A 15501-nucleotide genomic window follows, 5' to 3' on the forward strand; every position below is an offset into this window, starting at 1 on the left:
AGTTTTCAAACGGATTGCTGTTTAAACTTTGTTAATTCATTTGAAATTAAATTTAAATTTTCGTTATTTTAAACCTTCAGATAAAAAAATCTATCGTATGAACAAAATATGGGCTGTTTCCCTGTTACTGGGAACTCTTTGCTTTGGACAGCAAAATCAGAATGCAGAAATTGAAAAACCCATCCGCAATTTATTTGCAGGCATGAAAAATTCTGATCCTGAAATGATGAAATCTGCTTTTGCAGATACGGCGATTCTTCAGACCATTACAAAAGATGGTGTAAAAACTGAAGATATTGAAGCTTTCGTAAATTCTGCTTCCCAAATGGCAAAAGGTGATCTCGAGGAAAAAATTACCATTGAAGCCATTCATACCGACGGAAATCTTGCGAGCGTTTTTACGCCATATTCATTCTACTACAAGAAAAAATTTTCTCACTGTGGAGTTAACAGTTTTCAGCTTATTAAAATAGGGAAAGAGTGGAAAATACAGTATGTAATTGATACCCGAAGAACAGATAACTGTAAAGAAATTAAATAATGAAAATTCATCATATTGCCATCATCTGCTCAGATTACGAAGTTTCTAAAAAATTCTATACAGAGATTTTAGATTTAAATATTATTCGTGAAGTTTACCGTGAAGAAAGACAGTCTTACAAGCTAGATCTTGCCATTGGAGATCATTATGTTATTGAGCTTTTTTCGTTTCCGAATCCTCCGCAACGACCTTCCAGACCGGAATCGTGCGGTTTAAGGCATCTTGCTTTTTCGGTTGAAAATGTGAGAGAAAAGCGGGAAGAATTAATTCAGAAAGGTTTGGAATGCGAAGAAATCCGGATAGACGAATACACCGGAAAAGAATTTTTCTTTACACAGGATCCGGATCAGCTTCCGCTGGAATTTTATGAAATGTAATTTTAAAAAAACTTAAATTAATCATGAAAAAAATTGTCGTAATTATTGCAGCATTTGCTTTAACCCATATCAATGCGCAGAAAGTTAATGAGCCGAAAGATCATCCTGAAGAATGGTCACAGTCTTACGAGCCGTTCAGAATTGCAGGAAATCTGTATTATATAGGAACATATGATCTTGCTTCGTATCTTATCGTTACGAGTAAAGGAAATATTTTAATCAATACAGGACTAGCCAATTCGCTTCCTATCATTAAAAATAATATTAAAAAGCTTGGTTTTAAATATCAGGATACCAAAATATTGTTGCTTACACAGGCGCATTACGATCATTTGGGCGCAATGACAGATATTAAAAAAGAAACGGGAGCCAAATTATATGTAGATGAAGCCGATGCAGATGTCTTGAAAAGCGGCGGAAAATCGGATTATGAACTGGGAAAATACGGTGTTACTTTTAAACCTGTAAAACCTGATTATATTTTAAAAGATAAAAATGTGGTGACTCTTGGAGATGCAAAATTAACAATGCTTCATCACCCCGGTCATACCAAAGGATCATGTAGTTTTTTGTTTGAAACAAAGGACAGCAAAAGAAGCTATAAAGTTTTAATTGCGAATATGCCGACCATTATCGTGGATAAAAAGTTTTCGGAAGTTACTTCATATCCTTCTATCGAAAAAGATTATGAGTATACTTTAAACGCAATGAAAAATCTGGATTTCGATATTTGGGTTGCTTCTCACGCGAGTCAGTTTGATCTTCATGAAAAACACAAGCCAAAAGATCCGTATAATCCTGCTGTCTTTATGAACAAAAAAGAATATCAGGACGAACTCGATTCTTTAGAAAAAGACTTTCTGAAGAAGAAATCTGAGTGAGTTTAATGCGCGTACCCCGTAAAAAAGCTTATCGCCATAATCGCAAGAACAATTGAAGAAATGACTACGTAGATGTAGTCTTTTTCTTTTAAATAACCAATCAATGCGAAAATAATTCTCATTAACGGAGTGAATACCAAAAGAAGAATTCCCAACTGGATAATCGCCATTCCTTCGCCTTTACACAGCGAATGCCAGAAATGTCCCCAGACTTTTTCCGAAGATTCTCCCATATCGAGGGAAGTATATTTTTCAGGCATTTTAAAGCCCTCCATAAAAAGTTTGATAAAACCTATTAACGATGTTGCAACAGAAAGAATAACTCCCAGTCTCAGCAAATTCCCTACAGAACGGTTCAGATCGACATCCGTGAAATTTTTTCTCATTATCTGAAGCTTTTATTGATACCGTTGTACATCATGTAAACCGAAAGAATCGTAATCACAATGGCAAAGAATGTTTTTAACTTTTTGGTCTTGGAAACCATCAGTGTTTTAGATCCGATGAAACTTCCGACCACAACCCCAATAAGAACCGGAGCTGCAATAACCGGAATAATTTCACCTCTCTGAAAATAGATCAGCGCACTCGCAACCGCTGTTACTCCGATCATAAAATTACTCGTAGTCGTAGAAACTTTAAAAGGCAGTTTCATCATATTATCCATTGCCAGAACTTTCAGCGCACCGGAACCGATTCCCAGCAATCCGGACATGGCTCCTGCGAACATCATCATCAGAAATCCAGGAACTGTATTTCTTGCAGAATAACTTTTCACCACCCCTTTATCCGGAAAAGTTCCGAATAATTTTAATTTTTCTTCCAGACTTCCTTTAATAATAGGTTCCTGATGATCCGGTTTTCCTTTTAAATTTAAAATAACCGTTAAAAGAAGAATACTCGCGAAAATAATTCCGATGGTATTCGGATTAAGCATACCCGAAACCAAAGCTCCGACGATGGCTCCTGAAGTAGTGGCTATTTCTAAAAACATACCGACTCTCATATTGGTAAAGCCTTCTTTTACAAAAGCTACTGCCGCACCGGAAGAAGTTCCGATAACAGAGATAAGAGAAGCACCGATAGCGTAATGCATAGGAACGCCGAAACCCAGCGTTAATAAAGGAATGATGATAACTCCTCCTCCCAGTCCGGTCAAAGAACCCAGAAGTCCTGCCGAAATGGCTCCAAGAAAGAGAATGATGATTTCTGACATGTTACAAATATAAAACTATTGCGTTAGTCTGCCAAACGTTTAAAAAAGATAAATTTGATGTATTTTTGCATAAACAAAATTTTATATGAAATTATTTTATATCATCCTCGGAGCTACTCCGAAAGGGCGAAATATAGAGCAGCACGATGTCTTCTTCGGAATTGCGGAAAGCCTGAAAGATCTGGTTCCGGATATGAAAGAGTTCTGGAAGGATGCTAAAATCCACATCGACTGTTATCAGGAAGTACAGTTTGTTGATGGCTATGAAGTGAAAATTACAGAAAGAGGAGAGAAAACATCGGAAGAACAGCTTTATTTTATTAACCTTGGAGGATATAAAAGAGGATTTTTTGAAGAATTTCATGAACAGCATTTAATGGTTGGAAATTCGATGGCGGAAGTTACCAAAAGAGCAAAAGCCACAGAATTTTATAAAACCATGGGATTTAAAGGAGCGGAAAGCCATATTGATGACAAACACGGCGTAGACATTGATGATATTTTCAAGGTAAATGATATTCTTCCTGAAAAAATGAAAGAAAAATATTCTATTTCCTTAATAAAATCCAATGCTGAAAATCAGGAAAACGTAGTGGAACTGGGATATCTGAAAATTGATAAAATTCAATAAAACATAATGCTCATAGCTGAGTGAAATGCCTTTGCGAGCGAAATATAATGAGTGAATTTTTCAAAAACTCTTAGCGACCTTAGCATTAAATTTTAAACTATATTAAATCTAACAGAAAATAAAAGTAAAAAATGAAAATTGGAATTTTAGGAGGAGGACAGCTCGGACGAATGCTGATTCAGGAAGCATTGAAATACGACGATGAATTTTATACGCTGGATCCTGCTTCAGATGCACCCTGTCATAATATTTCCTACTTTACCCAGGGAAATTTCAACGATTATGAAACCGTTCTGAATTTCGGTAAGGATAAAGATGTGGTAACCATCGAAATCGAGCACGTAAATGCGGATGCTCTTGCCGAACTTGAAAATCAGGGGATAAAAGTCGTTCCGAATTCTAAAATCATTAAAACGATTCAACAAAAGATTCTTCAGAAACAATTTTACGCGGAGCACGATATTCCAAGTCCTGAATTTGAAGTAATGGACGGAAGTTCCGACGAAATCAAAATGCCTCTGCCATTTGTACAGAAAATGAACACAGGAGGTTACGACGGAAAAGGGGTTCAGGTAATCCGCACCAATGAAGACATGAAAAATCTCTGGATACAGGATTCTGTGATCGAAAAGTTAGTGGATATTGATAAAGAACTTTCCGTAATTGTTGCCAGAAATGAGAACGGAGAAACAAAAACTTTCCCTGTAACGGAAATGGTTGCCGATCCGAAACTTAATCTTCTGGATTTCAACATCTGTCCTGTTTTTTTAACCGAAGAAATTGAGGAGCAGATCAATTCGATAACAGAAAAATTCCTGAATGCAATTCATTCTCCGGGACTTTTCGCCATCGAACTTTTTTTAGATAAAGAAGGAAAAGTCTGGGTAAACGAAACGGCTCCGAGACTTCACAATTCAGGACATCAGAGCCAGGAAGGAAATGCCAATTCACAGTTTGAGCAGATGTACCGCGTAGTAAAAAATTTACCTCTAGCAGATACAGATGCCATTATCTACAGCGGAATGCTGAATCTGGTGGGCGCAGAAGGTTTTTCCGGAAAAGCGGTTTATGAAGGAATGGAAGACGTTTTAAGACTTCCTGAAACCTACGTTCATCTGTATGGAAAAACAGAAACGAAACCGGGAAGAAAAATGGGGCACATTAATGTTCTTGCAGAATCCAGAGAGGAACTGATGGAAAAACTGGTAATGGTAAAAGAAATGGTAAGAGTTATTTCCGAATAATTTTACGATTAACATCATTGAAAAAGACTGCTTGAGAAGGCAGTCTTTTTTAGTTTTTAATTTTATTTTTTAACTCTGTAAGCTTCATTTATTTTTTATTTTTTGAAATATCTCCATAAACTGTTTTTGAATCTTTATTAAATGTAAGCCAATAACATCCGCAAGCTGAAATATAATAATCTTTTGGTCTTTCTTTGGTGTGAAAATGGTTATTCTTACTTCCGTCACTCGCAGCATTAAGACTCATGATGTAGTATTTGCCTTGTTGAAATGAAGAAAGATAAGGTCTACAGAGATTTCCATTATCTCCCCAAATGATAAATGTCTTTCTGGATTCTTTTCCTTTTACAACTTCAATAACTTCAACTTCCATAGACATTGGAACCTGCTCATCATAAATATCTTTGAAGGTAATAAACTTTTTTACTTTAACTACAGTGATTAATTTTGAATTTAAAGACATTTTAAGAAAACTTCCTTCATAATTACAATCACAGGCATAATTGTATTCATATGTTCCAAAGAATAGTATAAAACAGATTATATAGGTAAATTTCATTTACTTGAACTATTTCTAAAATTAATGTCTTTATTTTCTTTTGATATCATTTAAATAATGATCAACATAATTTTCATAATTACTTCTCAAATTTTCACTTTCGTTTTGAAAATAACTTTGCGCGTTCTCTGCCGTTTTGATATATTTTTTAAGTTTAAGATTAAAATTCCAAAATTTATACGTTAAGAATAAAGAAAATATTAATATCGAAAAAATATTAAAAATAACGAGTTCCGAATTACTATCAAAATAATTACTTACGGTGAATAATTTGAAGAGATTGTATAGTGATAGGACTATAACAGCCATATTAAGAAAAGCGATCAAGTAATTCAAAATTTCATTTTTTTGAATTTTGACAAAATCATTCTTTAACTCTTTGAATTTTTGTTCATGAGTATTTACTCTCTGGATTTTAAACAATTTATATTGCCTTAAATCTTCGTTGATTCTTTCTGTTTCATTCATGATTTGGTAATTAGTTTTTAATAAGTGAAATATAAATATTATTTGAATATAATATACAATTCTTACTTAAAAATCTTCTTAATCACATTCCCGATTTCCATAAAATCATCATGATTTCCTACAGAACGTTTTTCCACATCATTTTCATCGAATTCGGAGAACGGGAAAACCAACAAATAATTATTGTCGCGAAGGTTTCTGTTTAAAAGTTCCGGAATCAGTCTCATCTGCGGAATGTAGGATATCATTCCTCTTTTAGCCATAAAAATAATTAAAGCTTCATCTTCTTTAAGTTCCGCAGCGGTTTTTTCGCCGTCTTTCCAAGAATTCATAATGATAAATTCCGCTTCAATATTGGCTTTTTTAATAATTTTCTGAAGAATGTCCAGAATAGTTTCCGAAGCATAAAAAACAATCGTTGCCCCGGAGTTTCTGGCAATATTCCAAACCCTTAAAAGCGCATGAAAGAAACCTGCTTCTTTATGGGCGTTTTCGGGAATCATCACCGCGTATTTTTTGATGGTCGACAAAGGTTGTGCAGCGTGATACACCAAAACATTCACATGGTCGTTCTGAAGATAGCCGTTGTAAAGATTGTACACAAAAGAAGGAGAAAAACCTTTTTCATCTTCCAGTCCGATGATGATATCGGTAATATTCTGCTCTTTAATAACGTTATTCACTCCATTGATGACATCGTTATCGTATCTTTTCAGTGGCTGAATTTTCACATCCGCAGCAGCAGCCGTATCTGTAGCGTTGTGCAGCAGTTTTTCGGCATTTTTTACGGAAGATTCATTTTTATCTTCGTTAATGACGTTCAGCGCGAATATATTTTCTGTGTTAGAATGGGCTTTAATTAAAATTCCCAGATTCACCATTCTTTCAACGGTGGCTTCATAATTTAAAGCCAGAAGAATGTTTTCCTCTTCATGCGTATTTCCGGAAACCGTATCTTCATTATCCTGTTCTGCCATTTTCTGTGCACTTGCCATTGAAACAAATGATGATATGGTACATGAAATCAGAATCAGCAGAATACTTCCGTTCAGAACGTGTTCATTTAATAATCTGATCGGTTCTCCCGTTTCCGTTTCCGAAAGGATAATATTGTAACCCACCATTACTGAAGCCAGCGTTGCAGCCGCCGAAGCAGAACTCAGCCCGAAAATCAGCTTTCCTTCTTCTTTCGTAAGCCTGAATGTTTTCTGCGTAGCAACAGCCGAAAGATATTTTCCGCCAATTGAAGCAACAAGCATAATTCCGGCGACTTCCAGTGTTTCCCAGCTTTTAAAAAATACTTTAAAATCAATCAGCATTCCTACACTGATCAGGAAAAAAGGGATGAAGATCGCGTTTCCGACAAATTCTACACGGTTCATCAGCGATGAGGTGTGAGGAATCAGCCTGTTTAAAGCCAATCCTGCAAAGAAAGCTCCGATAATAGCTTCCACACCTGCCAATTCTGCCAGTAAAGCCGCGAGATAGATCATCACCAGAACAAAAATATACTGTGAAATTTTGTCATCGACTTTTTTAAAGAACCAACGTCCAATCATTGGGAAAATCAAAAGAACGACCAATCCGAAAACCACAAATGAGACAGAAAGTTTTACCCAGAATTCTGTACCTACATCACCCTGCGACATTCCTACAATCACGGCGAGAACCAAAAGCGCAAGAATATCTGTAATCATCGTTCCGCCGACAGTAATGTTCACTGCGGAATTTTTTGCAATGCCCAATTTACTGACTAAAGGATACGCAATTAAGGTGTGAGACGAAAATAAACTGGCAAAAAGTACCGAAGTCAGAACCGAAAAATGCAGAATATAATAGGCTCCGAAATATCCCAGAACAAAAGGTACGGTGAAGGTATAAATTCCGAAGGTGAGACTTTTCCATTTATTTTTTTTGAAATCACCCATGTCTATTTCCAGTCCTGCAAGAAACATGATGTAGAGCAATCCTGTGGTTCCTGTCACCACAATGCTGCTGTCTCTTGCCAAAACATTGAAGCCGTTAGGACCGATGACAGCACCTGCAATAATCAATCCCAGCAGATGCGGGACTTTTATCTTATTCAAAAGCAATGGCGCGGCAAGAATAATAATTAAAACCAGAAGAAATTTAAGTACCGGGTCTTCGATAGGAAGACTCAGATTATGGATGCTCAGTAAAGTCATTATGTGTTTATTTGGTGGAACGTACTAATTCTACAGAGAACTTTGCAGTACAGTTATTGTCTGTTGAGATAGTTCTTGTACCTCTTATTTTATTGGCTGAAAAATCATTCAGGATAACATTCATTTCAACCTGTTTTTTTGAAGCAGAATCTGTTTTAAAATTTAGCTTTGCCTCGTTGTTTTCAAATTTTCCGGAGTAGAGCCTTACCAGATTATTATTGTTGATGATTTTGGTTACAAGCTGGATAGAATCACTGTCGAATTCCCATGTATCGGTACGCTGATCGCCGACTACATAATCGCTGCAGTTGGACTCTGTACAGATCACTTTTCCTGTCCACGATCCGGCGATTTCAGCAGGCCAGACTACAATTCTCACCGAATCTTTTTTAGCAAAAATACTGTCTCTCATTTTTAAAAGAGACTGATATTCAGATTCCTTCTGTGCAAATGATTTTTCTTTTTCAAGTAATTGCTGCTCTCTTAAAGTAAGGTCATTTTCCTTTTTCCTGTTGTCGCAGCTCGTTAAAAGCAGTAGAATAGCAGAAACTGCAAATAAGGCGTTTTTTATCATATTGAATAACTTGGTGAAAACAATATAAGAAAAAAAACGGAAAGTTTAGAGCCTCTATTTTTGTGTGAATGGTAATAATTCGGATTGATTTTTAAGCGATTCGCTGCTTTTTAAACATTTCTCTATTGTAATTAATAACAAAAACACCCAAAATAATCAATATCGCTGCAATGATAAATTTAGCTGAAATTTCTTCATTAAGAATCAGCCAGCTTAAGAAAATTGAAATAATAGTATTAATATAAGCCAGTATGGAAACCTGAACCGGAGAAACCTTCGTTAAAGCATAATGATAGGCAAAAAAAGCAGCTACGGAGCCGAAAACGGAAAGATACAGCATTGCTGAAATACTTTTTACAGACCAGTTTTCAAAGTTATAATTATCCGTGAAAAGGAAAGCAAAAATAATCTGAATAATTCCGGCAAACGCGAACTGATAAAATAAGTTCAGTGAAATATTTTTACTCTGGATATTCATTTTCTTCGTAAAAATCGTTCCTGAGGCCCATCCTGCAATGGCAATAAATAAAAGGAAAATCCCAAATCTGTAATCCGGATTCGCAAGATCATTGATGCCGTCCCAAAAGATAAATAAAATTCCTCCGAAACACATTAAAAGACCGATCATTGCACGAATGGTGAATTTCTGCAATCCGATGGCAACACTTCCCAAAAATACAACAATAGGTGAAGTTGCGCTCATTAATGAAGTTAAACTGCTCGTCAGCGTTTCTTCTGCAACGGTTGTCAGTCCGTTTGCCATAATCAGCATTAAAGAAGAAAAAATAAGCTGATATCCCAGATTTTTCCAGCCGATCCACTGGAACTGTTTTCTGTACAGTAAGATGAAAAGCATGATAACTGCTGCCAGAAACTGGCGGATTCCCGCAACAAACCAAGCCGGAATGGTTTCAACAGCAACGCGGATTGATAAAAATGTAGTTCCCCAGACAACAGCAACGGTGAGAATGGCAAGAGTAAGCTTAAAATCTTTCAAAATGGTGGTCTTAGCGGCAAATATATTCAATTAAAAGTTCATTCAAAAGCTTTCCTGAGCTTCCTCAATATTATCCAACAACTTTTAAGCCTTTTTGCGTGAGGTTTTTTAATTTTTTATCTTTGAACATCTAATAAATTGAAAAATGGTAGGAATAATAATGGGAAGTCAGAGCGACTTGCCAATCATGGAACAGGCAGCGAATTTTTTAAAATCCCTGAACATCCCTTATGAACTGACGGTAGTTTCTGCACACAGAACACCGGAAAGAATGTTCGATTATGCGAAAACCGCTAAAGAAAGGGGATTGAAAGTAATTGTTGCCGGAGCGGGAGGAGCAGCCCATCTTCCGGGAATGGTAGCGAGCTGTACAACCTTACCTGTGATCGGAGTTCCTATTTTGTCGAGTAACTCTATTGATGGCTGGGATTCTGTATTATCAATCCTGCAGATGCCGGGTGGAATTCCTGTAGCTACAGTGGCTTTGAACGGTGCTTTGAATGCAGGAATTTTAGCTGCAAAAATTATCGGAAGCTCCGATGAAACCGTTGCTGAAAACCTTCAGCAATATCAGGATTCTTTAAAGGATAAAGTTCTGGGAACTGTGGACGACATTAAGGAGAAACATCCGAATCATTTTGATAAATAATTTAATACATGATAAAGACTCAGGCTCACGAAATTCGTGAGCCTGATTATCACTACTCCTGAAATTTAGTTAGTTATTCCGCTACAGCTTGTTTCATCAGGAATTTTTTCGAGTTCCATTAAAATAAAAACTCTCCGAGTTTGGAGAGTCTAATCTTTTTTATTCCTGAAGCATATTGTCCCGTGTATTTTTCTGAACGGCAATGGCTCCGAAAAGTGCCAGTAAAAAGGCAAATCCGTAAAAACCTTTTTCGCTTGGAAGAATCGTCGCATTCCATAATCCGATCGCCAATAGTACAATCGAGGAAAGAGTAGCAAACCAGCAGATCCCATAATAAATATCAGTCACTTTAATATTTTCCAGTCTGTCGCGTACTGCTTTCTGCAAAGAGACTACTGCAAATAATCCATATAAAAGGATGGTAAAATAATATCCTTTCTCATTAAGCTGCATTTCCGCTCTTGCAAGACCTACAATAAAACCAATCATTCCGGCTCCTAAAGCAACCCAGGATGCTGCGACAAATGCAGTTGATACATTTTGCTTTTTCATGTTTAATGTTTTTGTTAAAAGCTTCAAAGATATTAATTTAAATTAAATGTGAACTATTCTTTAAAGGTTCCTTAATTAAATTAAACTAATAACATATATTGTACATTAACACTCCGGAACATTCACCGCAATTGCCAAACCACCTTCTGAAGTTTCCTTAAAACGGTCATTCATCGATAAAGCTGTTTCCCACATGGTTTGTATTACCTCATCTAAAGTTACTTTCGCTTTTGCAGGATCACTTTCCAGTGCAATATTTGCTGCCGTGATGGCTTTTATAGCTCCCATCGTATTTCTTTCGATACAAGGAATCTGTACCAAACCTTTTATCGGGTCACAGGTTAAGCCTAAATGATGCTCCATGGCAATTTCGGCTGCCATTAAAACCTGACCGACACTTCCTCCCAAAATTTCGGTAAGACCAGCCGCCGCCATTGCCGAAGAAACGCCTACTTCTGCCTGACAACCGCCCATTGCCGCAGAAATGGTTGCATTTTTTTTGAATAATGTACCGATTTCTCCTGCTACTAAAAGGAATCTCACAATGTCATCTTCGCTGGTGAATTCCGTAAAAGCCTGTGCATACATCAAAACCGCCGGAATTACGCCACTTGCACCGTTGGTAGGAGCGGTAATAATTCTTCCGAAACTTGCATTTTCTTCATTCACCGCCAATGCAAAACAGGAAATCCATTTATTGATATTGGTGAAATTTTCTTCGGCTTCTACAACCTGCTGAAACCATTCATCTTTATTTTTGTAAATTTTATCGCCCAGTAATTTTCTGTTGATTCCGGCTGCACGACGCGTAACATTCAATCCGCCCGGAAGAGTTCCTTCTTTATTGACGCCTTTGTAAATGCATTCTTTAATCTGCTGCCAGATGTAAAGTGCTTCTGCTCTTGTCTCGTCCGGTGTTCTCCAGCTTTCTTCATTGATTAAAATTAAATCTGAAATACGTTTTAATCCTAGTTTTTCACAATATTTTACAATATCGGAAGATTTATGACAAGGATATAGAGTACGGACACAATGTTTCTGAATTGATTTTTTTTCCTGACTCATGATAAAACCGCCGCCTACAGAATAAAAATCCTGCACAAGCTCGGTTCCGTCTTCAAAAATGGCTCTGAAAATCATTCCGTTGGGATGATACTCAAGAGATTTTTTCATATTAAGCACTAAATGATGCCCGTAAATGAAAGGAATCTCTTTTTCGCCACCCAGATTAAGAATTTGGGTAGATTTTATTTTTTCTATTTTTTCATCAATTTTCGTGGTATCGATTGTTTTAAAATCTTCGCCATTCAGACCGAGCATTCCGGCAATATCGGTTCCGTGACCGATCCCCGTTTTTGCCAGTGAACCGAAAAATTCAAGGAAAACTTCTTTTACCTCTTCAATTGTTCTCTCTCTTTTAATAATCCTGATGAATGCAGAAGCTGCATTCCAAGGTCCCATCGTATGCGAACTGGACGGACCTATTCCTACTTTTATAATCTCAAAAACCGATATTGATTCCATATAGAAATTTGCTCATTTTTCCCAAACACAAAGATACACGATAAATCGAGATGCAAAAGCCGGAGCTGAAAATTCAGCTCCGGCTCAAATTAAAACTATATGAACACTTGTAGATAATCTTTTTTGTATGAATGAAGAATGGTGAATTTGCTTCGCATTCAATTGTGAATTGTTAATCTTTTAATTTAAGTAAATTCACGATTGACAATTGACCATTTACTATTCAACATTCTCTTTCTCAGCAAAGGCTTTCTTCATGCTGCGAAATATCCAGTCCCATATCTTCGGATTCTTCAGAAACTCTTAAAGTAATAATGCTATTGGTGATTTTATACAAAAGCAATGACCCGAAAAAAGTAAAAACAGAGACTAAAAATAAGGCTGCCATATGATGGGCAAAAACTTCCAACCCGCCATGAAGAAGACTCGCATTTTCACCGTGTGCAAAAATTGCCGTTAAGATCATTCCCATAATTCCTCCTACTCCATGACAGGCAAAAACATCCAGTGTATCGTCAATTTTTTTTAAAGCTTTCCAATTCACCATTACATTAGAAACTATGGCGGAAATAAATCCGATGAACAGACTTTCTGAAACAGAAACAAAACCACAGGCGGGAGTAATTGCGACTAAACCAACAACTGCTCCGATACAGGCTCCTAAAGCTGAAACTTTTCTTTTATTAATTCTGTCGAAAAAGATCCACGTCATCATCGCAGAAGCTGAAGCAATTGTAGTGGTTCCGAAAGCCGTCGCTGCTGTTGCATTGGCTGCCAAAGCCGAACCTGCATTAAAACCAAACCACCCGAACCAGAGCATTCCTGTTCCCAGCATCACATACGAAATATTGGAAGGATCGTGATGAGGTTTTTTCCTGTTTCCTACAACCATTGCGCCTGCTAAAGCTGCAAAACCTGCACTCATGTGTACAACAGTACCTCCCGCAAAATCTTTTACGCCAAAATATTTATTCAGCAATCCGTCCGGATGCCAAACCATATGACAAAGAGGTGTATAAATAAACAGGCTGAAAAGCACCATGAATAGAAGATAGGAGATGAAACGTACACGTTCTGCAAAAGAACCTGTAATTAACGCAGGAGTAATGACTGCAAATTTCATCTGAAATAAGGCAAAAAGAATAAAAGGAATTGTTGAAGCCATTGCTTTATGCGGCAACACTCCTACCCTGCTGAAAAAGGGATAACTTAAAGGATTGCCGATGATTCCGTAATGTTCTCCATTGATGGTAAAACCAATAGAATCTCCGAAAGAAAGAGAAAAACCGACAACTACCCACAAAATAGAAATTACTCCCAAAGCAATAAAGCTTTGAAGCATCGTAGAAATTACGTTTTTCTTCCCTACCATTCCTCCGTAAAAGAAAGATAAACCGGGAGTCATTAATAAAACCAGACCTGCCGCAGCAAGAATCCATGCAACATCCGCACCTACAATTTTATCTTCGCTTAAAAACTCTCCTGTGTTGGGAAAATCTGTAATGGGACTCCAGAATAATCCGCCTACTGCAACAAGAGCGATGATCGCGAAAGAAACAATCCATTTTAAACCTACTGTCATAAAAAATTTGTGTTTACCCTTCAAATGTAAGGATAAATTTTTCAAAAACAATAAAATTTAAAACAAACCCCTTAAAAATTAATAGAATTTTAATTTTTAAATACAATTTCAATCCAAAACCCCCTTCAAAATAGAAGCTACTTCTTTAAATTTTGTAATTGGAAATAAATGAGTCCCTCCTTTGATTACATAATCGGGTTTGGAATTTTTTATCGGGAAAACAATATCGCGGTCTGCTAAAATCTGTATAACATCAGGGTTTTCTTCAAACTTCCAGTCTGATATTTTTTCAATCGACCATTTTAAATAATACGGATCTCTTACTCTGAAGTATTGTAAAACCTTAGGATTTCGCGGATCAAAGAATTTTCTGACTACAGAATACATATTGGTTGTTCTTTCGTTGAAAAAAGTAACAGGAAGAACTTTTGGAATTTTTGTGATCTGTCCGGCTTTAATAAGACGGGATTTTTCTTTATGGGATTTAATGCTTCCGAGAATAACAACTTTTCTGGCAGGTTTCAGCCTGTTGATCTCCTGCACCATAATTCCGCCGAAAGAGTATCCTACCAGATAAAAGGGCTCAGAATCATCAACCTTTTCTGCCATCCTTTTTACGTAATCTGAGAATTCTTCATTTTGGTGAGGAATCAGCCAATCGATAAAAACCACTTCGTGATGCTTTGGAAATTCAATTTTTTCCAAAACCTTAAAATCTGCACCAAGTCCACTTACTACATAAATTTTCATACCACTAAAATAAAAAAATCGTTAAAAAAAATGAGCGATTCCCAAAGAAATCGCTCATTTTCGTTTATTAAAGGAAATTATACCTTATTTCTTTTTAACAGGCGTTCTGTTTTCGTTATCCAAAACTGCTGTCGAAATTTTGAACTGAATATCCATTTCGTTTTTAATGAAATAATCCTTCAGAGAAGACTGGTAGAACACTTTGAAATCTCTTCTGTTCAATGAGAATTTAGCCGATTCGATAACCACCGTAAACTGAGTGATATAGACATTTGCAGGGAAAGTGATCGTTTTTCTCACTCCTTTAATCGTTACATCTCCGTAAACGGTAGAATTATACTCGCTGTTTGCCAAAGGAATTATTTTCGTTAAATGGAATTTCGCCAGCGGGAATTTTTTAACATCGAAGAAATTTGAACTTTTAAGATCGTTCGTTAATTTTACCATATCTTCATCCTGACTGGAAACATCACCTGCCATCAATGACTTCATATCAATCACAAATTCTCCGTCCACCAAAACTGTTTTGTCAAAAGTGAATTTTCCACTTTTCAGTTTTATGGTTCCGGAATGTGTAGTAGGAACCGTTTTTACAACTTTATACCCCCACCATCTGATGTCCGACGATGTTACTTTTACCACTTTATCTCCTTTCTTCTGAGCGAAAACAAATGACATACTTACGCACATCATAGCAAACAATAGTAATCTTTTCATTCTTTTTTATTTACAATTCAACAAAAATAAAAAAAAGTGTAGAACTTCTACAC

The 15501-nt window shown here is 36.5% G+C and carries 17 protein-coding genes and 1 pseudogene; 6 read left to right on the forward strand and 12 right to left on the reverse strand.

All coding sequences use genetic code 11. The annotated features are described in order from the left end of the window. Window positions 1-97: 97 nt before the first annotated feature. The 3 genes and pseudogenes from KKI44_RS06675 to bla all read left to right on the forward strand — a co-directional run bounded on the left by KKI44_RS06675 (window position 98) and on the right by bla (window position 1799). Window positions 98-541 carry a nuclear transport factor 2 family protein gene (locus tag KKI44_RS06675; protein ID WP_214590405.1) on the forward strand — a complete coding sequence of 148 codons (444 nt, stop codon included), beginning with the start codon at window positions 98-100 and terminating at the stop codon, window positions 539-541. Beyond that, complete coding sequence (locus tag KKI44_RS06680) at window positions 541-918, forward strand: VOC family protein (protein WP_214590406.1); 378 nt, start codon at window positions 541-543, stop codon at window positions 916-918. The genes KKI44_RS06675 and KKI44_RS06680 overlap by 1 nt, the downstream gene beginning before the upstream one ends. Window positions 919-934: 16 nt before the next feature. Continuing rightward, window positions 935-1799 (forward strand): annotated as a pseudogene (gene bla / locus KKI44_RS06685) (subclass B3 metallo-beta-lactamase). Window positions 1800-1801: 2 nt separating this feature from the next. Here the strand turns inward: bla and KKI44_RS06690 are convergent. After that, complete coding sequence (locus KKI44_RS06690; protein ID WP_214590408.1) at window positions 1802-2185, reverse strand: DUF1634 domain-containing protein; 384 nt, start codon at window positions 2183-2185, stop codon at window positions 1802-1804. Then, window positions 2185-3015 carry a sulfite exporter TauE/SafE family protein gene (locus KKI44_RS06695; protein WP_076396750.1) on the reverse strand — a complete coding sequence of 277 codons (831 nt, stop codon included), beginning with the start codon at window positions 3013-3015 and terminating at the stop codon, window positions 2185-2187. Before KKI44_RS06695 ends, KKI44_RS06690 begins: the two co-directional genes overlap by 1 nt. A gap of 85 nt (window positions 3016-3100) precedes the next feature. Between KKI44_RS06695 and KKI44_RS06700 the strand changes: the two genes are divergently transcribed. Both KKI44_RS06700 and KKI44_RS06705 read left to right on the forward strand, forming a co-directional pair. Beyond that, window positions 3101-3646 (forward strand): DUF1543 domain-containing protein, encoded by a 546-nt coding sequence (locus tag KKI44_RS06700; protein WP_214590409.1) that lies wholly within the window; start codon window positions 3101-3103, stop codon window positions 3644-3646. A 131-nt stretch (window positions 3647-3777) separates the two neighbouring features. Next, complete coding sequence (locus KKI44_RS06705) at window positions 3778-4890, forward strand: 5-(carboxyamino)imidazole ribonucleotide synthase (protein WP_214590410.1); 1113 nt, start codon at window positions 3778-3780, stop codon at window positions 4888-4890. Window positions 4891-4978: 88 nt separating this feature from the next. On the opposite strand, the gene KKI44_RS06710 is transcribed toward KKI44_RS06705, so the two are convergent. The 5 genes from KKI44_RS06710 to KKI44_RS06730 all read right to left on the reverse strand — a co-directional run bounded on the left by KKI44_RS06710 (window position 4979) and on the right by KKI44_RS06730 (window position 9674). Continuing rightward, window positions 4979-5353 (reverse strand): hypothetical protein, encoded by a 375-nt coding sequence (locus KKI44_RS06710; RefSeq protein WP_214590411.1) that lies wholly within the window; start codon window positions 5351-5353, stop codon window positions 4979-4981. 126 nt (window positions 5354-5479) lie between these two features. Further along, entirely contained in the window at window positions 5480-5917 is a 438-nt protein-coding gene (locus KKI44_RS06715) for a hypothetical protein (RefSeq protein WP_214590412.1), read from the reverse strand. 62 nt (window positions 5918-5979) lie between these two features. Beyond that, on the reverse strand, window positions 5980-8103 hold the full coding sequence (locus KKI44_RS06720) for a cation:proton antiporter (protein WP_214590413.1): 2124 nt from the start codon (window positions 8101-8103) through the stop codon (window positions 5980-5982). A gap of 7 nt (window positions 8104-8110) precedes the next feature. Further along, window positions 8111-8677: a hypothetical protein gene (locus KKI44_RS06725; RefSeq protein WP_214590414.1), complete on the reverse strand. Its 567-nt coding sequence runs from the start codon at window positions 8675-8677 to the stop codon at window positions 8111-8113. A 91-nt stretch (window positions 8678-8768) separates the two neighbouring features. After that, a complete protein-coding gene (locus KKI44_RS06730) occupies window positions 8769-9674 on the reverse strand; it encodes a DMT family transporter (protein WP_214591111.1) in 906 nt (301 codons plus the stop codon). Between the two features lie 145 nt (window positions 9675-9819). Between KKI44_RS06730 and purE the strand changes: the two genes are divergently transcribed. After that, entirely contained in the window at window positions 9820-10323 is a 504-nt protein-coding gene (gene purE, locus KKI44_RS06735; RefSeq protein ID WP_214590415.1) for a 5-(carboxyamino)imidazole ribonucleotide mutase, read from the forward strand. Window positions 10324-10482: 159 nt separating this feature from the next. On the opposite strand, the gene yiaA is transcribed toward purE, so the two are convergent. The 5 genes from yiaA to KKI44_RS06760 form a co-directional block, all read right to left on the reverse strand. Beyond that, window positions 10483-10875 (reverse strand): inner membrane protein YiaA, encoded by a 393-nt coding sequence (gene yiaA, locus KKI44_RS06740; RefSeq protein WP_076396732.1) that lies wholly within the window; start codon window positions 10873-10875, stop codon window positions 10483-10485. Between the two features lie 105 nt (window positions 10876-10980). Continuing rightward, entirely contained in the window at window positions 10981-12399 is a 1419-nt protein-coding gene (locus KKI44_RS06745) for an L-serine ammonia-lyase (RefSeq protein WP_214590416.1), read from the reverse strand. Between the two features lie 238 nt (window positions 12400-12637). Further along, window positions 12638-13981 carry an ammonium transporter gene (locus KKI44_RS06750; RefSeq protein ID WP_214590417.1) on the reverse strand — a complete coding sequence of 448 codons (1344 nt, stop codon included), beginning with the start codon at window positions 13979-13981 and terminating at the stop codon, window positions 12638-12640. Window positions 13982-14089: 108 nt separating this feature from the next. Further along, a complete protein-coding gene (locus tag KKI44_RS06755) occupies window positions 14090-14731 on the reverse strand; it encodes an alpha/beta hydrolase (RefSeq protein WP_214590418.1) in 642 nt (213 codons plus the stop codon). An 84-nt stretch (window positions 14732-14815) separates the two neighbouring features. Continuing rightward, on the reverse strand, window positions 14816-15448 hold the full coding sequence (locus KKI44_RS06760) for a YceI family protein (protein WP_214590419.1): 633 nt from the start codon (window positions 15446-15448) through the stop codon (window positions 14816-14818). Between the last annotated feature and the right edge of the window lie 53 nt (window positions 15449-15501).

Origin of the sequence: Chryseobacterium sp. ZHDP1, assembly GCF_018603435.1 — a bacterium.
Classification (GTDB): domain Bacteria; phylum Bacteroidota; class Bacteroidia; order Flavobacteriales; family Weeksellaceae; genus Chryseobacterium; species Chryseobacterium indicum.

Bases quoted from the DNA above. Each gene is read 5' to 3' on its own strand.
- KKI44_RS06675 (WP_214590405.1), top strand. From the start codon at position 98: ATGAACAAAATATGGGCTGTTTCCCTGTTACTGGGAACTCTTTGCTTT.
- KKI44_RS06680 (WP_214590406.1), top strand. From the start codon at position 541: ATGAAAATTCATCATATTGCCATCATCTGCTCAGATTACGAAGTTTCT.
- KKI44_RS06690 (WP_214590408.1), bottom strand. From the start codon at position 2,185: ATGAGAAAAAATTTCACGGATGTCGATCTGAACCGTTCTGTAGGGAAT.
- KKI44_RS06695 (WP_076396750.1), bottom strand. From the start codon at position 3,015: ATGTCAGAAATCATCATTCTCTTTCTTGGAGCCATTTCGGCAGGACTT.
- KKI44_RS06700 (WP_214590409.1), top strand. From the start codon at position 3,101: ATGAAATTATTTTATATCATCCTCGGAGCTACTCCGAAAGGGCGAAAT.
- KKI44_RS06705 (WP_214590410.1), top strand. From the start codon at position 3,778: ATGAAAATTGGAATTTTAGGAGGAGGACAGCTCGGACGAATGCTGATT.
- KKI44_RS06710 (WP_214590411.1), bottom strand. From the start codon at position 5,353: ATGTCTTTAAATTCAAAATTAATCACTGTAGTTAAAGTAAAAAAGTTT.
- KKI44_RS06715 (WP_214590412.1), bottom strand. From the start codon at position 5,917: ATGAATGAAACAGAAAGAATCAACGAAGATTTAAGGCAATATAAATTG.
- KKI44_RS06720 (WP_214590413.1), bottom strand. From the start codon at position 8,103: ATGACTTTACTGAGCATCCATAATCTGAGTCTTCCTATCGAAGACCCG.
- KKI44_RS06725 (WP_214590414.1), bottom strand. From the start codon at position 8,677: ATGATAAAAAACGCCTTATTTGCAGTTTCTGCTATTCTACTGCTTTTA.
- purE (WP_214590415.1), top strand. From the start codon at position 9,820: ATGGTAGGAATAATAATGGGAAGTCAGAGCGACTTGCCAATCATGGAA.
- yiaA (WP_076396732.1), bottom strand. From the start codon at position 10,875: ATGAAAAAGCAAAATGTATCAACTGCATTTGTCGCAGCATCCTGGGTT.
- KKI44_RS06745 (WP_214590416.1), bottom strand. From the start codon at position 12,399: ATGGAATCAATATCGGTTTTTGAGATTATAAAAGTAGGAATAGGTCCG.
- KKI44_RS06750 (WP_214590417.1), bottom strand. From the start codon at position 13,981: ATGACAGTAGGTTTAAAATGGATTGTTTCTTTCGCGATCATCGCTCTT.
- KKI44_RS06755 (WP_214590418.1), bottom strand. From the start codon at position 14,731: ATGAAAATTTATGTAGTAAGTGGACTTGGTGCAGATTTTAAGGTTTTG.
- KKI44_RS06760 (WP_214590419.1), bottom strand. From the start codon at position 15,448: ATGAAAAGATTACTATTGTTTGCTATGATGTGCGTAAGTATGTCATTT.